The sequence below is a fragment of the Streptomyces sp. NPDC051172 genome, from assembly GCF_040682555.1.
Taxonomy (GTDB): domain Bacteria; phylum Actinomycetota; class Actinomycetes; order Streptomycetales; family Streptomycetaceae; genus Streptomyces.
The window spans coordinates 247,598-263,913 of the sequence record NZ_JBFBBE010000001.1 but is presented as its reverse complement, the minus strand read 5'-3'; the positions used below and the strand labels follow the sequence as shown (position 1 = coordinate 263,913).

The 16,316-nt window shown below is 71.2% G+C and carries 13 protein-coding genes and 1 pseudogene; 10 read left to right on the top strand and 4 right to left on the bottom strand.

Features of this window, described 5'->3' with window-relative positions:
- Window positions 1-1,026 (bottom strand): annotated as a pseudogene (locus tag AB0N07_RS01200) (transposase); the annotation flags it as partial.
- A gap of 186 nt (window positions 1,027-1,212) precedes the next feature.
- Window positions 1,213-1,983: a VTT domain-containing protein gene (locus AB0N07_RS01195; RefSeq protein WP_365830787.1), complete on the bottom strand. Its 771-nt coding sequence runs from the start codon at window positions 1,981-1,983 to the stop codon at window positions 1,213-1,215.
- Window positions 1,984-2,032: 49 nt separating this feature from the next.
- Here AB0N07_RS01195 and AB0N07_RS01190 point away from each other — a divergent pair, with 49 nt between their 5' ends.
- The 5 genes from AB0N07_RS01190 (at window position 2,033) to AB0N07_RS01170 (ending at window position 6,653) form a co-directional block, all read left to right on the top strand.
- On the top strand, window positions 2,033-2,755 hold the full coding sequence (locus tag AB0N07_RS01190) for a DNA alkylation repair protein (protein ID WP_365830785.1): 723 nt from the start codon (window positions 2,033-2,035) through the stop codon (window positions 2,753-2,755).
- A 275-nt stretch (window positions 2,756-3,030) separates the two neighbouring features.
- A complete protein-coding gene (gene tuf, locus AB0N07_RS01185; protein WP_365830783.1) occupies window positions 3,031-4,200 on the top strand; it encodes an elongation factor Tu in 1,170 nt (389 codons plus the stop codon).
- Window positions 4,201-4,327: 127 nt separating this feature from the next.
- Complete coding sequence (locus AB0N07_RS01180; protein ID WP_365830781.1) at window positions 4,328-5,167, top strand: patatin-like phospholipase family protein; 840 nt, start codon at window positions 4,328-4,330, stop codon at window positions 5,165-5,167.
- A gap of 54 nt (window positions 5,168-5,221) precedes the next feature.
- Entirely contained in the window at window positions 5,222-6,067 is an 846-nt protein-coding gene (locus AB0N07_RS01175) for a fused MFS/spermidine synthase (protein ID WP_365830779.1), read from the top strand.
- A 133-nt stretch (window positions 6,068-6,200) separates the two neighbouring features.
- Entirely contained in the window at window positions 6,201-6,653 is a 453-nt protein-coding gene (locus tag AB0N07_RS01170) for a DUF4442 domain-containing protein (RefSeq protein WP_365830777.1), read from the top strand.
- 112 nt (window positions 6,654-6,765) lie between these two features.
- Here AB0N07_RS01170 and galU read toward each other — a convergent pair whose 3' ends face one another.
- Entirely contained in the window at window positions 6,766-7,713 is a 948-nt protein-coding gene (gene galU / locus AB0N07_RS01165) for a UTP--glucose-1-phosphate uridylyltransferase GalU (protein ID WP_365830775.1), read from the bottom strand.
- A gap of 352 nt (window positions 7,714-8,065) precedes the next feature.
- Between galU and AB0N07_RS01160 the strand changes: the two genes are divergently transcribed.
- The 4 genes from AB0N07_RS01160 (at window position 8,066) to AB0N07_RS01145 (ending at window position 14,875) form a co-directional block, all read left to right on the top strand.
- Window positions 8,066-9,853, top strand: a complete 1,788-nt coding sequence (locus tag AB0N07_RS01160) for a ricin-type beta-trefoil lectin domain protein (RefSeq protein WP_365830773.1) — start codon at window positions 8,066-8,068, stop codon at window positions 9,851-9,853.
- A gap of 270 nt (window positions 9,854-10,123) precedes the next feature.
- Window positions 10,124-12,589: a glycoside hydrolase family 3 N-terminal domain-containing protein gene (locus AB0N07_RS01155; RefSeq protein ID WP_365830771.1), complete on the top strand. Its 2,466-nt coding sequence runs from the start codon at window positions 10,124-10,126 to the stop codon at window positions 12,587-12,589.
- A complete protein-coding gene (locus AB0N07_RS01150) occupies window positions 12,586-14,145 on the top strand; it encodes a carboxylesterase family protein (RefSeq protein WP_365830769.1) in 1,560 nt (519 codons plus the stop codon). Before AB0N07_RS01155 ends, AB0N07_RS01150 begins: the two co-directional genes overlap by 4 nt.
- A gap of 85 nt (window positions 14,146-14,230) precedes the next feature.
- On the top strand, window positions 14,231-14,875 hold the full coding sequence (locus AB0N07_RS01145) for a DedA family protein (RefSeq protein WP_365830767.1): 645 nt from the start codon (window positions 14,231-14,233) through the stop codon (window positions 14,873-14,875).
- Between the two features lie 33 nt (window positions 14,876-14,908).
- On the opposite strand, the gene AB0N07_RS01140 is transcribed toward AB0N07_RS01145, so the two are convergent.
- Window positions 14,909-15,439 carry a gamma carbonic anhydrase family protein gene (locus tag AB0N07_RS01140; RefSeq protein WP_365830765.1) on the bottom strand — a complete coding sequence of 177 codons (531 nt, stop codon included), beginning with the start codon at window positions 15,437-15,439 and terminating at the stop codon, window positions 14,909-14,911.
- Window positions 15,440-15,546: 107 nt separating this feature from the next.
- Here AB0N07_RS01140 and AB0N07_RS01135 point away from each other — a divergent pair, with 107 nt between their 5' ends.
- The gene (locus AB0N07_RS01135; protein ID WP_365830763.1) at window positions 15,547-16,311 is read left to right on the top strand and encodes an acyltransferase; all 765 of its coding nucleotides are present in this window, start codon (window positions 15,547-15,549) and stop codon (window positions 16,309-16,311) included.
- Window positions 16,312-16,316 lie beyond the last annotated feature (5 nt).

Sequence of the window (16,316 nt, the reverse complement as noted above, 5' to 3'; positions counted from 1 at the left end):
GCCTGATCCACAAGACCGGCCCCGCCACCTACGCCCTCGCCTGCTGACCCGACACGCTCGACACCGACCAGAAGATCCTTAACTTCCCGGCCTTGGGCTTTGTAGGCCAGCATGCTGAGGAACGACGACCATCCGGCGTCGTTTACGGACTTGGCCAGCTTCGTGCGCGCGAGTCCTTTCACCGCCAGGTCCTCCACGGCGATCCCTTGGTTCTCGGCGATCAGTTTCGTGGAGAGTTGGTGGTGGAACTCGCGGCGTGCGTCAGCGACCTTGGCGTGGGCGCGGGCGACTTTGAGACGGGCCTTGGGCCGGTTCTTTGATCCCTTCTGCTTGCGGGACAGCTCCCGCTGGGCCTTCTTGAGTCTTCTCCGCGCGCCGGAGGAAGCGCGGGGAGTCGATCTTCGTGCCATCGGAGAGGACCGCGAAGTGGGTGAGGCCGAGATCGATGCCGATGGTGCGGTCGGTCTCCGGCATCCGGGTTGCGTCGGCGGCGGGGTCGGTATCGACGATGAAGGAGGCGAAGTACCGTCCGGCCGCGTCCTTGATGACGGTGACGGAGGTGGGGGCGGCGGGCAGGGTGCGGGACCACTTCACCTTCACCGCGCCGATCTTCGGCAGGTTCAGACGGCCGGCGTCGATGCTCCAGCGGGCGTTGGCCGTGAACCGGATCGACTGCCGGGCGTCCTTGCGTGACTTGAACCGGGGCGGGCCCAGTTTTGGCCCCTTCCGGGTGCCCTTGAGGGAGGCGAAGAAGTTCTTGTAGGCGGCCTCGGCGTCCCGCAGAGCCTGCTGGAGCACGACGGCCGACACCTCACCCAGCCAGGACCGTTCCGGAGTCCGTTTCGCTTGCGTGATCAGGCATGTGGACAGCTGCCCGGCCGTCGGGAACGGCTCCCCGGCCTTACGGGCGTCCTCGCGGGCACGCACGGTGTCGTTGAACACGACGCGTGCGCACCCGAACGCCCTGGCCAGCGCGGCCTGCTGAGCGGCGTCGGGGTACAACCTGAAGGCGTACCGGAGCTGCATGACGATCACACTAGGCACGTCGAACCCATGTCGTCACCGGGAACATGTGGACGATCCGTCACCATCACGAAGCAGGGTCCGGCCACGCCGGAACGAGACCGCGACGCTCCGCGTCGCAGCCACAGGATTCGCTTCACCCCCGGCCTGAAGGCCGGAACACTGCGAATGATCTCCGGTAGCGGGCCGTCAGGCTCCGCGCAGCTGGTGCCGCTTGCGCCAGGCCACCACCGCGGCCACCAGGGCCGGTACGGCGATGCAGGCCATGGCGATCAGGAAGGCGGGTGACGTCGGCGCGGAGGCGCGGGCGCCGGCGACGGCGTACGCGGCGGTGTTGGGCACCGAGCCGAGCGCCGTCGCGAGCACGAACGGCACCCAGCCCATGCGGGAGACGGCGGCGCAGTAGTTCGCAGCCCAGAACGGCACCCCGGGGAACAGCCGGGCCGCCATCATCGAACGGAACCCGTGCCGGCTGAGCTGCCCGTCCGCCGCCTTCAGCAGCCGGCCCCGCAGCAGCGGGCGCAGCGCGTCCTGCCCCAGCATCCGGCCCAGCCCGAAGGCGACTCCGGCGCCGAGCACCGTGCCCGCAAGGGCCGTCCCGGTCCCCAGTTGGGAGCCGAAGAGCGCGCCCGCCCCGAGGTTCAGCAGCGGGCGCGGCACGAACGCCACCGTGCACAGCCCGTACGCCGCCGCGAACACCATGGCCGTCGCTGCCCCGCCGAGCTGCGGCGGCCAGCCGTTCGCCAGCATCCGCTGCGGCTGGAAGAGCAGCACGGCACCGGCGGCACCGGCGAGCAGGACGACGAGCAGGGACAGCCGCGACCACGGCGAGAGCAGCACGCGCGTGCAGCGCGCGCCGAGGCTCGGCGGCGGTACGGGTACGGCGCCGGCGAGTTCCGCGGCGGCGGCCCGGGGAGAGGCCGTGGCGGTGCCCCCAGAGCGGGTGGTGGCATCGAGCATCCGGCGACACTAACCGACACCTGTGTGTGATCGCCGTATGGTTCGTCCCATGAGCGTCACAGGTGAGGTCACACCGCATGTGCCGTTCAGCACACTCGCCGACACCGTGCTGGAGCGGCTCACCGCCACCTACGCCGTCGCGGCCGACCCGGAGCGCGCCGAGTCCATGCGTGCGTACATGAAGGACGTGGCCCCCTTCCTGGGCCTGACCACGCCCGTGCGCCGGACCCTGTCCCGCACCGTCGTGGCGGGCCTGCCGCGCCCGGACGAAGGCGACTGCACTGCGATCGCCCTGCGCTGCTGGCAGTTGCCCGAGCGCGAGTACCACTACTTCGCCGTCGACTATCTGCGCCGCCACGCGCCCGTGTGCACCTCCGGCTTCCTGCCGGTGGTACGGCACCTCGTCGCCACCGTCCCCTGGTGGGACACCGTCGACGCGCTCGCCGCGCATGTCGTGGGTGCACTGGTCGCAGCCGACCCCCGGCTCACCTCGGACATGGACGCCTGGATCGCGGACGACGACCTGTGGATCGCCCGCACCGCCCTGCTCCACCAGCTGCGCTACAAGGAACGCACCGACACCGAGCGGCTCTTCGCCTACTGCCTGCGCCAGTCCGGGCACCCCGACTTCTTCATCCGCAAGGCCATCGGCTGGTGCCTGCGCGAGTACGCCAAGACCGACCCGGAGGCCGTACGGGCCTTCCTGATCAGGGAGCGCGGCCGGTTCGCGCCGCTGTCGGTCCGGGAGGCGCTCAAGAACATCGGGGCCTGAACCGTCTCGGCGCCGCCCGAACTCCCATGAGCTGAAAAATCATTCGACGCCGGGCAGAGCGTCGGCAATGATCGACCCCATGTTCCGGTACGCCTTCCACCTCGCAGCATCCGCAGTCGCGGATGCCCCGAAGGCTGCCGTTCCCACTTTCGTCGCCGCAGTCGACGGCGCCCGAAGCTGACCCTCTCCGGATCGTCCGGCGGACCCCGCAGGGGGAGGGTCGGCGAGTCCTTGGGGTCCCCATCTCTCCTACGAAGAGGCTTCGAGGTATCGCCATGCCCAAGACGGCATACGTGCGCACCAAACCGCATCTGAACATCGGCACCATGGGCCACGTCGACCACGGCAAGACCACCCTGACCGCCGCCATCACCAAGGTGCTGGCCGAGCGCGGCACCGGCACTTTCGTGCCGTTCGACCGCATCGACCGCGCCCCGGAGGAGGCCGCCCGCGGCATCACCATCAACATCGCGCACGTCGAGTACGAGACCGACACCCGCCACTACGCGCACGTGGACATGCCGGGCCACGCCGACTACGTCAAGAACATGGTCACCGGCGCCGCGCAGCTCGACGGGGCGATCCTCGTCGTCTCCGCGCTCGACGGGATCATGCCGCAGACCGCCGAGCACGTCCTGCTCGCCCGGCAGGTGGGCGTCGACCACATCGTCGTCGCCCTCAACAAGGCCGACGCCGGCGACGAGGAGCTCACCGACCTCGTCGAACTGGAGGTGCGCGAACTGCTCACCGCGCAGGGCTACGGGGGCGACGCCGTGCCCGTCGTACGGGTCTCGGGGCTGAAGGCCCTGGAGGGCGACCCGCGGTGGACGGCGTCCATCGAGGCGCTGCTCGACGCCGTGGACACGTATGTGCCCATGCCCGAGCGGTACTTGGACGCGCCGTTCCTGATGCCCGTCGAGAACGTCCTCACCATCACCGGCCGCGGGACGGTGGTGACGGGCGCGGTCGAGCGCGGTGTCGTCCGCCTGGGCGACCGGGTCGAAGTGCTCGGCGCCGGGCTGGAGAGCGTCGTCACCGGCCTGGAGACCTTCGGCAAGCCCATGGAGGAGGCGCAGGCCGGCGACAACGTGGCGCTGCTGCTGCGCGGGGTACCGCGGGACGCGGTCCGGCGCGGACACGTCGTGGCGGCGCCCGGCAGCGTGGCGCCGAACCGCCGCTTCTCCGCGCGCGTGTACGTCCTGTCGACGCGTGAGGGCGGGCGTACGACTCCGGTGTCGAGCGGCTACCGGCCGCAGTTCTACATCCGCACCGCGGACGTGGTCGGTGACGTCGACCTCGGCGAGACGGCCCTCGCCCGGCCCGGCGACACGGTGACCATGACGGTGGAGCTCGGCCGTGACGTGCCGCTGGAGCCGGGGCTCGGCTTCGCGATCCGCGAGGGCGGCCGCACGGTCGGCGCGGGCACGGTGACGTCGGTCGGCTGAGCCTGTGCGGCGCCTGCCTCCTCGGGGGCGGGCGCCGCACATCCGGCCGTCCGGAGCCGATTGTCAGTGCCGTGCGCAAGACTTGATCGCACACGCAGTCGTGGGTCGTGGAGAGACGGGGGAGACCATGGCGGGCAGGGCGTTGGTACTCGGCGGCGGGGGCGTCGGCGGCATCGGATGGCTGGCCGGGATGGTGTACGGGCTGTCCGAGGCGGGCATCGATCTCGGGGACGCCGACGCGGTGTTCGGTACGTCGGCAGGATCGGCGGTTGCGGCCCAGCTCCTGGCGCTGCGCACACCCCAGGAGCTGTACGAACGTCAACTGGCCGCACCCGAGGGTGAGATACCCGCACGCATGGGCCCCGGTGTGATCGCCCGCTTCGTCTGGGCCACGCTCACCTCACGCACACCCGAGGCGTACGGCCGCAAGCTCGGGCGGATGGCGCTGCGCGCGCGAACACCTTCCGAAGCGGTACGCCGGGCAGCGATCGAGAGCCGGCTGGTGTCTCCTGGGTGGCCGGACGGTCCGCTCCGGATCACCGCTGTCGACACGGGGACCGGGGCGCTCCGGGTCTTCGCCAAGGACAGCGGCGTGCCCTTGGCGGACGCCGTCGCCGCGAGCTGCGCGGTGCCGGGCGTCTGGCCGGCCTGGCCCATCGACGGCCGCCGCTGGACGGACGGCGGCGTGTACTCACCGGCCAACGCCCACCTGGCGAGCGGATACGAACGCGTCCTCGTCCTGGCCCCCATCGCCTCGGGCGGCGGACCCCTCGCCTCGGCGGCCGACCAGGGCAGACGGCTCACCGAACAGGGCGCCCGGGTCGCGGTGGTGACACCCTCGGCGGCCGCGAAGGACGCAATCGGGCCCAATGCACTGGATCCTGCGGTCCGAGCGGCCTCGGCGCGGGCGGGACGGGAACAGGCGAAGGAGCACGCGAGACAGGTGGCGGAGGTCTGGGGCACCTGAACCCATGAGCCCGGACGGCACGCCCGCGGCTCCCGTTCCCGGCAGAATGGACCCGTGGACGAGCCGATACCCGTGACCCGAGACGTCGATCACGGCACCGCCAAGCTGATGCCCGACGTCGACCGGAAGCGGGCCTGGCTGCTGACGGTCGACGGGGCGCCGCAGTCGTACGTGGACCTGGACGAGCCGGCACACCTGGAGTTCGAGTACGCACGCCGGCTCGGGCACGTCCTGGACACGGTCGCCGAACCGGGCAGCCCGCTGGACGTGCTGCATCTCGGCGGCGGCGCGCTCACCCTGCCCCGGTACCTGGCCGCCACCCGGCCCGGCTCGCGACAGGACGTGGTCGAGGCGGACCGCGCCCTGCTGGAACTGGTCCTGGAGCACCTGCCGCTCCCGGACGGGGCGGCCGTCACCCTGCACACCGCCGACGCCCGCACCTGGCTGGAGGCGGCCCCCTCGGACTCGGCGGACGTGATCGTCGCCGATGTCTTCGGAGGCTCCCGCGTCCCGGCACACCTCACCACCGTCGCCTACGCCCGCGAGGCCGCGCGGGTGCTGCGCGACGGGGGCGTCTACCTGGCCAACCTCGCCGACGCGGCGCCCTTCGCCTTTCTCCGTTCCCAACTCGCCACCTTTGCCACTCGGTTCGAGGAGGTGGTGGTGATCGCCGAACCGGCCGTCCTGCGCGGGCGCCGCTTCGGCAACGCCGTACTCGTCGCCGCGCACCACCCCGTCGACACGGCCGCCCTGGCCCGGCTCACGGCAGCCGACGCCTTCCCGGCACGGGTCGAGTACGGCCCGGGAATCCGCGCCTTCATCGCCGGCGCCCGCCCGGTGCGGGACGAGGACGCAGTGCCGTCACCGGAGCCCCCCGCCGGAGCGTTCGGCATCGGCTGAACCGTCCCGGTACTCGACGGACCCGCCACGGGTCTGGTGCTCCACAGCGGATCGCGTACGTCCGGCACACAGGCCACCACCTCCGAAACAGCCCTCTGGCCAGCGAAGACTACTCGTGGGTAACATGCTGGTCATGAGCGCAGACCAGATGTCGATCGGCGAGATGCTCGCCGCGACGGTGCCGATGGCCCGGACCCTGAACCTCCAGTTCCTGGAGACCACGCCCGAGAAGGCCGTGGTGGCCCTGCCGGACCAGGGCGAGTACCACAATCACGTCGGCGGGCCGCACGCCGGCGCGATGTTCACCCTCGGCGAGACCGCGAGCGGGACGATCGTGCTGGCCGCCTTCGGGGAGCAGCTCGCGCGGGCCGTGCCGCTCGCGGTGCGCGCCGAGATCGCGTACAAGAAGCTGGCGATGGGAGCGGTCACCGCCACCGCGACCCTCGGCCGCCCGGTGGCCGATGTCGTCGCGGAGCTGGATGCCGGGGCGCGGCCCGAGTTCCCCGTGTCGATCGAGATCCGGCGCGCCGACGGTGCCGTCACCGGAGAGATGACCGTGGTGTGGACCCTGCGTCCCAACGGCTGAGCAATGCCTGCACACTGGGCCCGGAGGCACCTCGCTCCCGGGCCCGGTGTGCTTTCGGTCCGGTGACGCGCGGCGAGAGCGCTGAGGTCACAGCCCCCGAGGGACCGCAGTCTCAGGCCGCCAGCGGACGGCGTCCGGGACCGGTGCCTTCTTCCAGTCCGGCGACGAACTCCTTGAGCCAGGCGGTGAATTCGGGGCCGAGGTCGTCGCGGCCGCAGGCGAGGCGGACCACGGTGCGCAGATAGTCGGCCTTGTCGCCGGTGTCGTAGCGCAGACCGTCGAAGACGACGCCGTGCACCGTGCCGCCCGCGGCCAGTTCCTGAAGGGCGTCGGTGAGCTGGATCTCGCCGCCGCGGCCGGGCCGGGTGCGCTCCAGGGTGCCGAAGACGGCCGGGTCGAGGACATAGCGGCCGATGACCGCGTAGCTGCTCGGAGCGTCCTGGCGGGACGGCTTCTCGACCAGGCCGGTGACGCGGACCACGCCGTCCTCGCCGGTCGCCTCCACGGCTGCGCAGCCGTAGAGGTGGATCTGCTCCGGCGGGACCTCCATGAGGGCGATGACGCTGCCCGCGTGCCGGTCCCGCACGTCGAGCATGCGGCTGAGCAGTGTTTCGCGGGGGTCGATCAGGTCGTCGCCGAGCAGAACGGCGAAGGGCTGGTCGCCGACGTGGCGCCGGGCGCACAGGACGGCATGGCCGAGGCCGAGCGGCTCGCCCTGCCGGATGTGGTGGATGTTGGCCAGGCGGGCGGGGTCGCGCACGGCGTCCAGACACACCGCGTCGCCCTTGGCTGCAAGGGCCTGTTCCAGTTCGAAGGCGTTGTCGAAGTGGTCCTCGATGGCGCGTTTGTGGCGTCCGGTGACCATGAGGACGTCGTCGAGCCCGGCCGCGGCGGCCTCCTCGACGACGTACTGGATGGCCGGCTTGTCGACGACCGGCAGCATCTCCTTCGGGGTCGCCTTGGGTGCGGGCAGGAAACGGGTGCCGAGGCCGGCGGCGGGAACGACGGCCTTGGTGACCGCACGGGGGGAAGCGGCGTGGGGGACGTTCATGCGGCCCATGCTGGCGCACGCGGATGAGAGCCCGCACAGAGAAACTTGGGATCCCGCTGTGGGTCCGCCCGGTAGTGGAGGTTTCGTGTACCAAGCGCCCGGGGGTGTGCACAACTCGACAACCACCCTACGGTTGTTTCGAATGCGGGTGCGGATACCGTCGGTAACTTATTTGAAGTTGCCGCGTTTTGAACTTTCGTCACTCGAACTCCTTGTTGCCTATGCGTCAATTGTGCGAAAGTGAACGGCCCTGTAGCGGTCCCAGAACCTGACCCGACATAGGTATGCACCAAAGAGGCGCCTGCTTTCCTATGGACGCGAAATCCGCCTACCGTCCTGCGGCTTGGAAGGAAATGGTTCAGTGCAATCCCCCAACCCCCCACGACCGCCGTACCCCCCACGTCCCGGCTCGGGGTCTGCCGAGTCCGACCGCAACCTCATCGCGCAGCTGGGCCCGGGTGCCGCGGGTGCCCGTGCGGGCGCGCTGCTGCTGGCCCGGCACTGGCGGGCCGCGTACGACTACGCAGTCATATGTCTTGCCTCCGGGGAGAGTCCGGCATCGATGGCCGCGGCCGCCGCCTTCCACCGGGTGCTGAGCCGGCCGGGCGGCGGCGCCCTGCGACCCCAACTCCTCATGGCAGTACGGGACACCGTCAAGGAGTGGGTCGCGGATGACGGTATTTCCGCTCTTCTGCCGGAACTCCGCAAACCGACCGGCGGGCGCGGACTGCGTGCCGCGCGGTCCGCGACGCCCGAAAGGCGGCAAATCGCCGAGCGGGCATTCCGGGCACTTCCGGGAGCCTCGCAATGCCTGCTGTGGCACTCGGAGGTCGAGGCCGAACCCATAACCGTACCGGCTGGTCTGTTGGGGGTGGATGCGCCCACCGCGTCGGCCGCTCTGGAGCAGGCGCGCGAGCAATTCCGGGTGGGCTGTGTGCGCGCCCACCGGGAACTCGCACCCGGTAAGGAATGCCGCTTCTACAACCGCCTCCTGGATGTCCCGATCCGCCGCGGCGGTGCCCTGCTCCCGGATGTCCAGCAGCATCTGATGGAGTGCCGGTACTGCCGTCACGCCGCCGAACAGCTCAGTCATTTCGAGGACGGCCTGGAGGTGCTGCTCGCGGAGACCGTTCTCGGCTGGGGTGCCCGGCGCTATCTCGACTCCCGCCCCGGCCGCGGCGGAGACCTGGCGTTCACGCCCGGGCGCGGCAGCGCGCGTCCCGGCGGGCGGCACCGGCCCGACTCGCCGCACAGACACACCAAGGCCGTCGTCGTGGGTGTCGGTCTGACGACGCTCGTCCTGCTCGCCACGGTGCTCGTCAGCAAGGGCTGGTCCGACGACAACGCCGTCCGCGACTCGGGCGTCACCTGGGGAGCGCCCAGCAGCAGCACCCTGCACCCCTCGACCTCCGCGGCGGACACCTCGTCGGTGGGCTCCCCCTCGCCCGTCTCCGCGGGGCAGCCCGTCGAAGTCGGACGCGGCAGGCTCCGCAACCCGAAGGCCGACCTCTGCCTCGACGTCGAGGGCGGCAGGCCCAGGCCCGGTGTCGCGGCCGTAGTGGCGGCCTGCTCCGCCGCCGGGTCGCAGCAGTGGTCGTACCAGGACGACGGTCTGCTCCGCAGCGAAGCCGACCCCACCCTGTGCCTCGACTCCGACGCCGACAGGAACTCGGTGACCCTGGCCGACTGTGTGGCGCACGCGGGCGAGGTGCGCTACGACCTCACGGTCCGCGGGGAGCTCCTGCTGCGCGGCGGCAAGGGACTCCTCGTGGCACCGGGCAAGCGGGCGGACGTCGTCGTCACCGCACGGGACGGTTCCGCCGGGCAGCGGTGGACGCTTGAAGTCGGCCTCGGCGACACCGGCCGCACGGAGAAGCAGGGCGGATCCCAGGACGGCGGTCGTCCTGCGGGCCAGGGCTCTCCCGGCGGCGCACCGAAGCCGCCCGGCTCCCGGACCCCGGAGCGCAGGCCCGGGAGCGAGCCCCGCGACGGGCAGTACGAGGAGCGGTTCGCGCAGGTCGGCAGCGAAACGGAGCCTTCCGCGCCGCCGGCGCCCCTTGACCGGGTGCGTACGCTCCCGGTCGACGTGCTGGGCACGGTCACCTCCGTCGCGGACAGGGCCGCAAAGCTCGGGACCGCCCTGCACTGATCGATGCGGATACAGGGACATACAACTCGGCTGGGGCCACCGCTTCGGGGCGGCCCCAGCTTTGTTTCTTGTCGGCATCAGAGTGTTTCTTGTTCGCTTCATTGACACGAGTCACTGACGGTCATAGTTTTCCCGCCGCGCCCACGGTGCCCTACGGGGCGTCAGGTCGGCCCTGAAGCAGACTGCGTTCAGATACCGAACGCAGTCCGGGTCGCCGGGCGTGCCTGCGGTTCACATCGTCGTGCCCGCACACCGAAGGAGTGACGGCCCATGACCGACACTGTCTCGAGGAGATCCGCACTGCGTCTGCTGGGCGGCGCGATCGCCGTCGCCACGGCGGCCATCAGCGGTCTCACGCCCCCCGCGCACGCACTGGACAGACCCGAGGCGGGGGCCGGCTCCCGCGTCGAAGGTCTGATCGGCAAGCTCACCCTCGACGAGAAGCTCTCCCTCCTGCACGGCGCCACCGACGCGAAGTCGCTCGGCCAGGCCGGCTACGTCCCCGCCGTCGAGCGCCTCGGCATCCCCCCGCTCCGTCTCGCCGACGGCCCCGCCGGTGTCCGCCTCACCCGGCACGCCACCGCCCTGCCCGCCCCCGTCCTGCTGGCCTCCGCCTTCGACCCGGACCTGGCCCGCCGCTACGGACAGGTCATCGGACGCGAGGGCCGCGCCCTCGGCCAGGACGTCCTGCTCTCCCCGATGGTCAACCTGATCCGCACCCCGTACGCGGGCCGCAACTTCGAGACCTTCAGCGAGGACCCGCTGCTCGCCTCCGGCATGGTCGCCGCCGAGATCGGGGGCATCCAGGGCGAGGGCCTCATCGCCACCGTCAAGCACTACGCGCTGAACAACCAGGAGAAGGACCGCATGTCGATCGACGTGCGCGTCGACGAGCAGACGATGCACGAGATCGAACTGCGCGGCTTCGAGGCGGCCGTCGGCGCCGGAGTCGGCGCGGTGATGGGTGCCTACAACAAGGTCAACGGCACGTTCTCATGCGAGAACAAGACCCTGCTCACGGACATCCTGCGCGACCGGTGGGGCTTCGACGGCTGGGTGATGACCGACTGGTTCGCCGCGCACAGCACCGTCGCGGCGATCACCGCCGGCCTCGACATGGAGATGCCCGACGGCACCCACTTCGGTACGGCGCTCAAGTCGGCCGTGCAGAACGGCAGCGTGCCCGAGCGCCATGTCGACCGTTCCGTACGCCGCATCCTCACCGTCATGGACCGCTTCGGCCTCCTCGACGGCAGTGCCCCGCCGCGCCCGGACCGCGACGCACCGGCGGGCGCCGCCGTCGCTCTGGAGGTCGCCAAGGCGGGCGCGACCCTCCTGCGCAACGAGCGCCACACGCTGCCCCTGGCCCGCGGCGGCAGCGTCGCGGTGATCGGACCGACCGGCGCCCTGCCCTTCGTCAGCGGCGGCGGCAGCGCACACGTCGTGCCGGACCACGCCGACAGCCCCCTGGACGCCATCAAGTCCCGTGCGGGGAAGGCGACTTACGCCCTCGGCGAGGATCTGTTCGGCAAGCCGGTCCCGGCGTCCGCGCTGAGCCCCGCCTTCGACAGCGAGGGGCAGGGGGTCGACGCCGGCAAGGTCTGGACGTACGACGGGACGCTCACCGTGCCCGAGGACGACGAGTGGACCTTCGTCCTGCACTTCTCCTCCGCGCCCACGGCCCGCCCCAAGGTCCTCCTCGACGGCACCGAACTGTTCCCGCAGGCCTCCGGGTACGGCGAGTTCTTCACCGGCGGCCTGGTCTCGGCCGCCCCCGACGGGCTGTCCGTGCGCCGCAGGACCCTCACCCTCACCAAGGGCCCCCACACCCTGAAGATCACCGCGCAGGGAGGAGCCGACAGGCTGCTGTTCCGGCTGCGGCGCAGCACCGGCGCGACCCGCGCACAGGACGTCGCCGAGGCCGTCAAGGCCGCCCGCGCCGCCCGGGACGTCGTCCTCTTCGCCTACGAGGACGCCACCGAGGGCCAGGACCGCACCACGATCGCCCTCCCCGGCCATCAGCAGCAGCTGATCGAGGCCGTCACCGCGGCCAACCCGCGCACCACGGTCGTCCTCAACACCTCGTCCTCGACCTCGATGCCCTGGCTGCGCCGCACCGGCGCCGTGCTCCAGATGTACTACCCGGGCCAGGAGGGCGCGGCCGCCACCGCAGCCGTCCTGTACGGCGAGTGCGACCCCGGAGGCCGCCTCACCCAGTCCTTCCCGGTCGACGACGAACACCACCCTGTCGCCGGCGACCCCCGCCGCTACCCGGGCGTGGACGGCACCGAGGAGTACTCCGAAGGCATCCACACCGGCTACCGCTGGTACGACGCCGAAGGAGTGCGGCCGCTGTTCCCCTTCGGGCACGGACTGTCGTACACCTCCTTCTCGTACGAGGACCTGCGGGCCCGCCGGACGCGGGCCGGCATCGAGGTCTCCTTCACCGTCCGCAACACCGGCCGGCGCGACGGCGTCGCCGTGCCGCAGGTGTACGTCGGGCCCTCGCCGGACCTCCGACTCGACCAGGCGGTACGGGTGTTGGGCGGTTACCGGCGGCTGTCCCTGCGGACGGGGGAGCGGCGGCGGATCACCGTGGAAGTCACCGCGCGCACATTGTCCTCATGGGACCCGAAGCGTCACGACTGGGTGCTCGGGACCGGCCGGCGCGCCCTGTGGGTCGGGGCGTCCTCGCGTGATCTCCGGTTGCGTACGAACGTGGAGGTGGGTACGTGATACGACGCATCGTCATCGGCCTGACGGCCCTCGCGGCGGCCCTCGTCGCGCCCGTCCCGGCGGCGCATGCCGCACCCTCGGGCGGCGACCCGGTCGTCCGCACCCAAGCGGGTCCGGTGCGCGGCGAAACCACCGCTGAGGGACGGCAGTTCCTCGGCATCCCGTACGCCGAGCCGCCGGTCGGCAGGCTCCGCTGGCGCGAGCCGCACGCCGTACGGCCTTGGCAAGGGGTGCGGTCCGCCCAGGACTTCGGCAACAAGTGTGTCCAGAGCTCGAGTTGGGACCCCGGCTACGACCGGCCCTCGTACACCGAGGACTGTCTCGATCTCAATGTGTACGTCCCCCAAGGCCCCGCCGGACGGTCGGTCCTGGTCTGGTTCCACGGCGGCGGACTGACCGCCGGCGCCGGCCAGGACGTCGTCCCCGACGCCTTCGCACGGCAGACCGGAACGGTCGTCGTGACCGTCAACTACCGCCTCGGCGCGATGGGTTTCCTCGCCACCTCCGGTCTCGACGGCGAGACCCACGACGGGGTCTCCGGCAACTTCGGCATGCTCGACCAGCAGGCCGCGCTGCGCTGGGTGCGCGCCAACATCGGCCGCTTCGGCGGCGACCCGGGCCGCGTCACCGTCGCGGGCGAGTCGGCGGGCGGCCGCTCGGTCTGCACCCAGCTGGCCTCACCCACGGCCAGGGGTCTGTTCCGCGGCGCGATCATCGAGAGCGGCGCCTACGACGACTGCAGCGCCCGTACGCACCAGGACGCGGTGACACAGGGGGCCGCCTTCCTGAAGAAGCTGGGCTGCGCCGACGTGGCGTGTCTGCGCGGCAAGTCGGCGCGCGACATCCTCGAGGCCCAGGGCGGCTTCGACTGGGGTCCGGTGGTCGGGGGTGGCTTCCTGCCCGTACAGCCCGAACAGGCCGTCGCGAAGGGGACCGCGGCCCGGGTGCCCGTGATCAACGGATCGAACAAGGACGAGGGCCGGCTGTTCGCCTTCTCCAGCTTCGACCTGAACGGCACACCGCTCACCGCCGAGCAGTACCCGCAGGTCATGCGGAACAACTTCGGTGAACAGGCACTGCAGCGCTACCCGCTGTCGGCCTACCCGACGCCGACCGTCGGCTACGCCACCGCGCTGGGCGACGTCCTGTTCAGCTGCCCGGCACTGCGGCTCGACGGCCTGCTCGCCACCCGCGGCCCGGTCTACTCGTACGAGTTCGCCGACCGCACCTCCCCGCCCTTCGCCTCCCTGCGCAACCTGCACACGGACTTCGACTTCGGCGCGACGCACGTCAACGAGGTCCAGTACCTGTTCAGGCACTTCGGACTGGAGAGCCCGCTGAACGCCGAGCAGAAGGCGTTGTCCCGGCAGATGGTCCAGTACTGGGGATCCTTCGTACGGGACGGCGTGCCGCGGGCCGCGGGGCAGCCCCCGATGCCCGCCGGCCAGGGCGTGGTCCTCTCCCTGAAGACCGCGTCCAAGGGCGGGAACACCCTGAGCACCACTGTCCATCAGGAACACCAGTGCGATCTGTGGGACGGCGCCTCGACAGGCTGACCCGGTAGGCTTCCCGGCGTGCGCCCCGTGTGGCGCACGCCGGGAACACAGGAACCAAAGGGTTAAAAATCGGGAGGAACCGGCGTTGCACGTCCAGGAGTGGCTCGACACGGTGCCTGCGGCAGCCGTCTACGCCGTGGTGGCACTGGTCATCGGTCTGGAGAGCCTGGGCATCCCGCTGCCGGGCGAGATCATCCTGGTCTCGGCCGCCCTGCTCTCCTCCCAGCACTCCGGCATCAACCCGATCGTGCTCGGCGCGTGCGCGACCGCCGGAGCCGTCATCGGTGACTCCATCGGCTACGCGATCGGCCGCAAGGGCGGCCGCCCGCTGCTCGCCTGGCTGGGCAGGAAGTTCCCGAAGCACTTCAGCGAGGGGCATGTCGCCACCGCCGAGAAGTCCTTCGAGAAGTGGGGCATGTGGGCGGTCTTCTTCGGCCGCTTCGTCGCCCTCCTGCGCATCTTCGCCGGCCCCCTCGCGGGCGTCCTGCACATGCCGTACTGGAAGTTCCTGACCGCCAACGTCCTCGGCGGCATCTGCTGGGCGGGCGGCACGACTGCGGTCATCTACTACGTGGGCGTGGTCGCCGAGGGCTGGCTGAAGAGGTTCTCGTATCTGGGGCTGGTGGTCGCGGTGCTCATCGGTCTCACGTCAATGCTGCTCATCAGGCGCAAGGCCAAGAAGGCGCAGGCGGCCCATCAGGAGCCGGAACCTGTGGCCGCCGGGGACTGAAGCGCCACCGCGACCAGCCCCCGCCGGCCCGCACTATGACTGATGGATCTCCCGGTGTGACTTGGCGAGCTCCGCATACAAGGTGCCGTTCAGTGTGACCCCCTCGCGCTCCTCCGCACTCAGCTCCCGCTTCACCTTCGCCGGCACTCCCGCCACCAACGACCCCGGCGGCACCTGCATCCCCTGCGGTACCAGCGCCTGCGCGGCCACCAGCGACCCCGCCCCGATCACAGCCCCGTTCAGCACGGTCGCCCCCATGCCGATCAGACAGTCGTCCCCGACGGTCGCCCCGTGCACCACCGCGTTGTGCCCGACGGACACCCGCTCACCGATGCTGACGGGAAACCCCGGATCGGCATGAAGCGTGCAGTTGTCCTGGACATTGGCCTGAGCACCGACCGAGATCCGCTCGACATCCCCCCGCAGCACTGCCCCGTACCAGACGCTCGCCCCCGCCTCAAGCGTCACGTCCCCGATCACGGATGCCGTCGGCGCGACGAAGGCCTCGCCGTCGATCTTCGGTTCCCTGCCGCCGATCCCCGTGATCAACGCTTTGTGCCCCATTGCCTCTCCCTGGTGTCGATACAACCGCACGGTACGCCACCCCGGTGGGGCGAAGATCACAAGCCCTCGACCGCATCAGGGCGCCGCACGCTCAGTACGGTGACTCCGTGCCGAAGAGCAAGAACACGTTCTCATCCTGGCGGCGAAGCCTCGCGCAGCGTGCCGTCCACACGGGCTGGGCCTGGGTGCAGCGCACGGGCTCGGTGACGGCCGAGCACCCCGGCCGCTTCCGCTTCGGCTCGATCGGCGAGGCCACCCGGCTCGCCTTCCCGCTCGGCACCGTCTTCGGCGAGGCCTGGATCCACATCGGCTCCCACTGCATCGTCGGCGAGCAGGTCACCCTCACCGCGGGCCTGATGCCCGACCTGGATCTCGGGCCCGACCCGATCCTGCGCATCGGCGACGGTGTCGTGCTGGGCCGCGGCAGCCACGTCATCGCCGACACGACGGTGGCCATCGGCAACGACTGCTACTTCGGGCCGTATGTGTATGTCACGTCCACGAACCACTCGTACGACGATCCGCACCAGCCCATCGGCAAGCAGTGGCCGCGCATGGAGCCCGTGGAGATCGGGCCGGGCTGCTGGGTCGGCACCGGTGCGGTGATCCTGCCGGGCGCACGGATCGGGCGGAACGTGGTGGTGGCCGCCGGCGCCGTGGTCCGGGGCGTCGTGCCCGACCATGCCGTGGTGGCGGGGGCGCCCGCCCGTGTCGTGCGACGCTGGACGGCCGCCGATGGCTGGCAGCCGCCGCTCAGGACGCCCCCGCCGGTGCCGATTCCCGACGGGGTCACGCCCGACCAGCTGCGGGCCCTCTCGGAACTGGACGAGGAGACGGTGGCCAGGCTGGCCGAGCTGGAGCCGGAATCCTAGGCCGG

Coding starts and splice junctions, on each gene's coding strand:
- tuf (WP_365830783.1), top strand. CDS start 3,031: ATGCCCAAGACGGCATACGTGCGCACCAAACCGCATCTGAACATCGGC.
- galU (WP_365830775.1), bottom strand. CDS start 7,713: ATGGGCCGCATGAACGTCCCCCACGCCGCTTCCCCCCGTGCGGTCACC.
- AB0N07_RS01195 (WP_365830787.1), bottom strand. CDS start 1,983: ATGCTCGATGCCACCACCCGCTCTGGGGGCACCGCCACGGCCTCTCCC.
- AB0N07_RS01155 (WP_365830771.1), top strand. CDS start 10,124: ATGACCGACACTGTCTCGAGGAGATCCGCACTGCGTCTGCTGGGCGGC.
- AB0N07_RS01190 (WP_365830785.1), top strand. CDS start 2,033: ATGAGCGTCACAGGTGAGGTCACACCGCATGTGCCGTTCAGCACACTC.
- AB0N07_RS01180 (WP_365830781.1), top strand. CDS start 4,328: ATGGCGGGCAGGGCGTTGGTACTCGGCGGCGGGGGCGTCGGCGGCATC.
- AB0N07_RS01170 (WP_365830777.1), top strand. CDS start 6,201: ATGAGCGCAGACCAGATGTCGATCGGCGAGATGCTCGCCGCGACGGTG.
- AB0N07_RS01140 (WP_365830765.1), bottom strand. CDS start 15,439: ATGGGGCACAAAGCGTTGATCACGGGGATCGGCGGCAGGGAACCGAAG.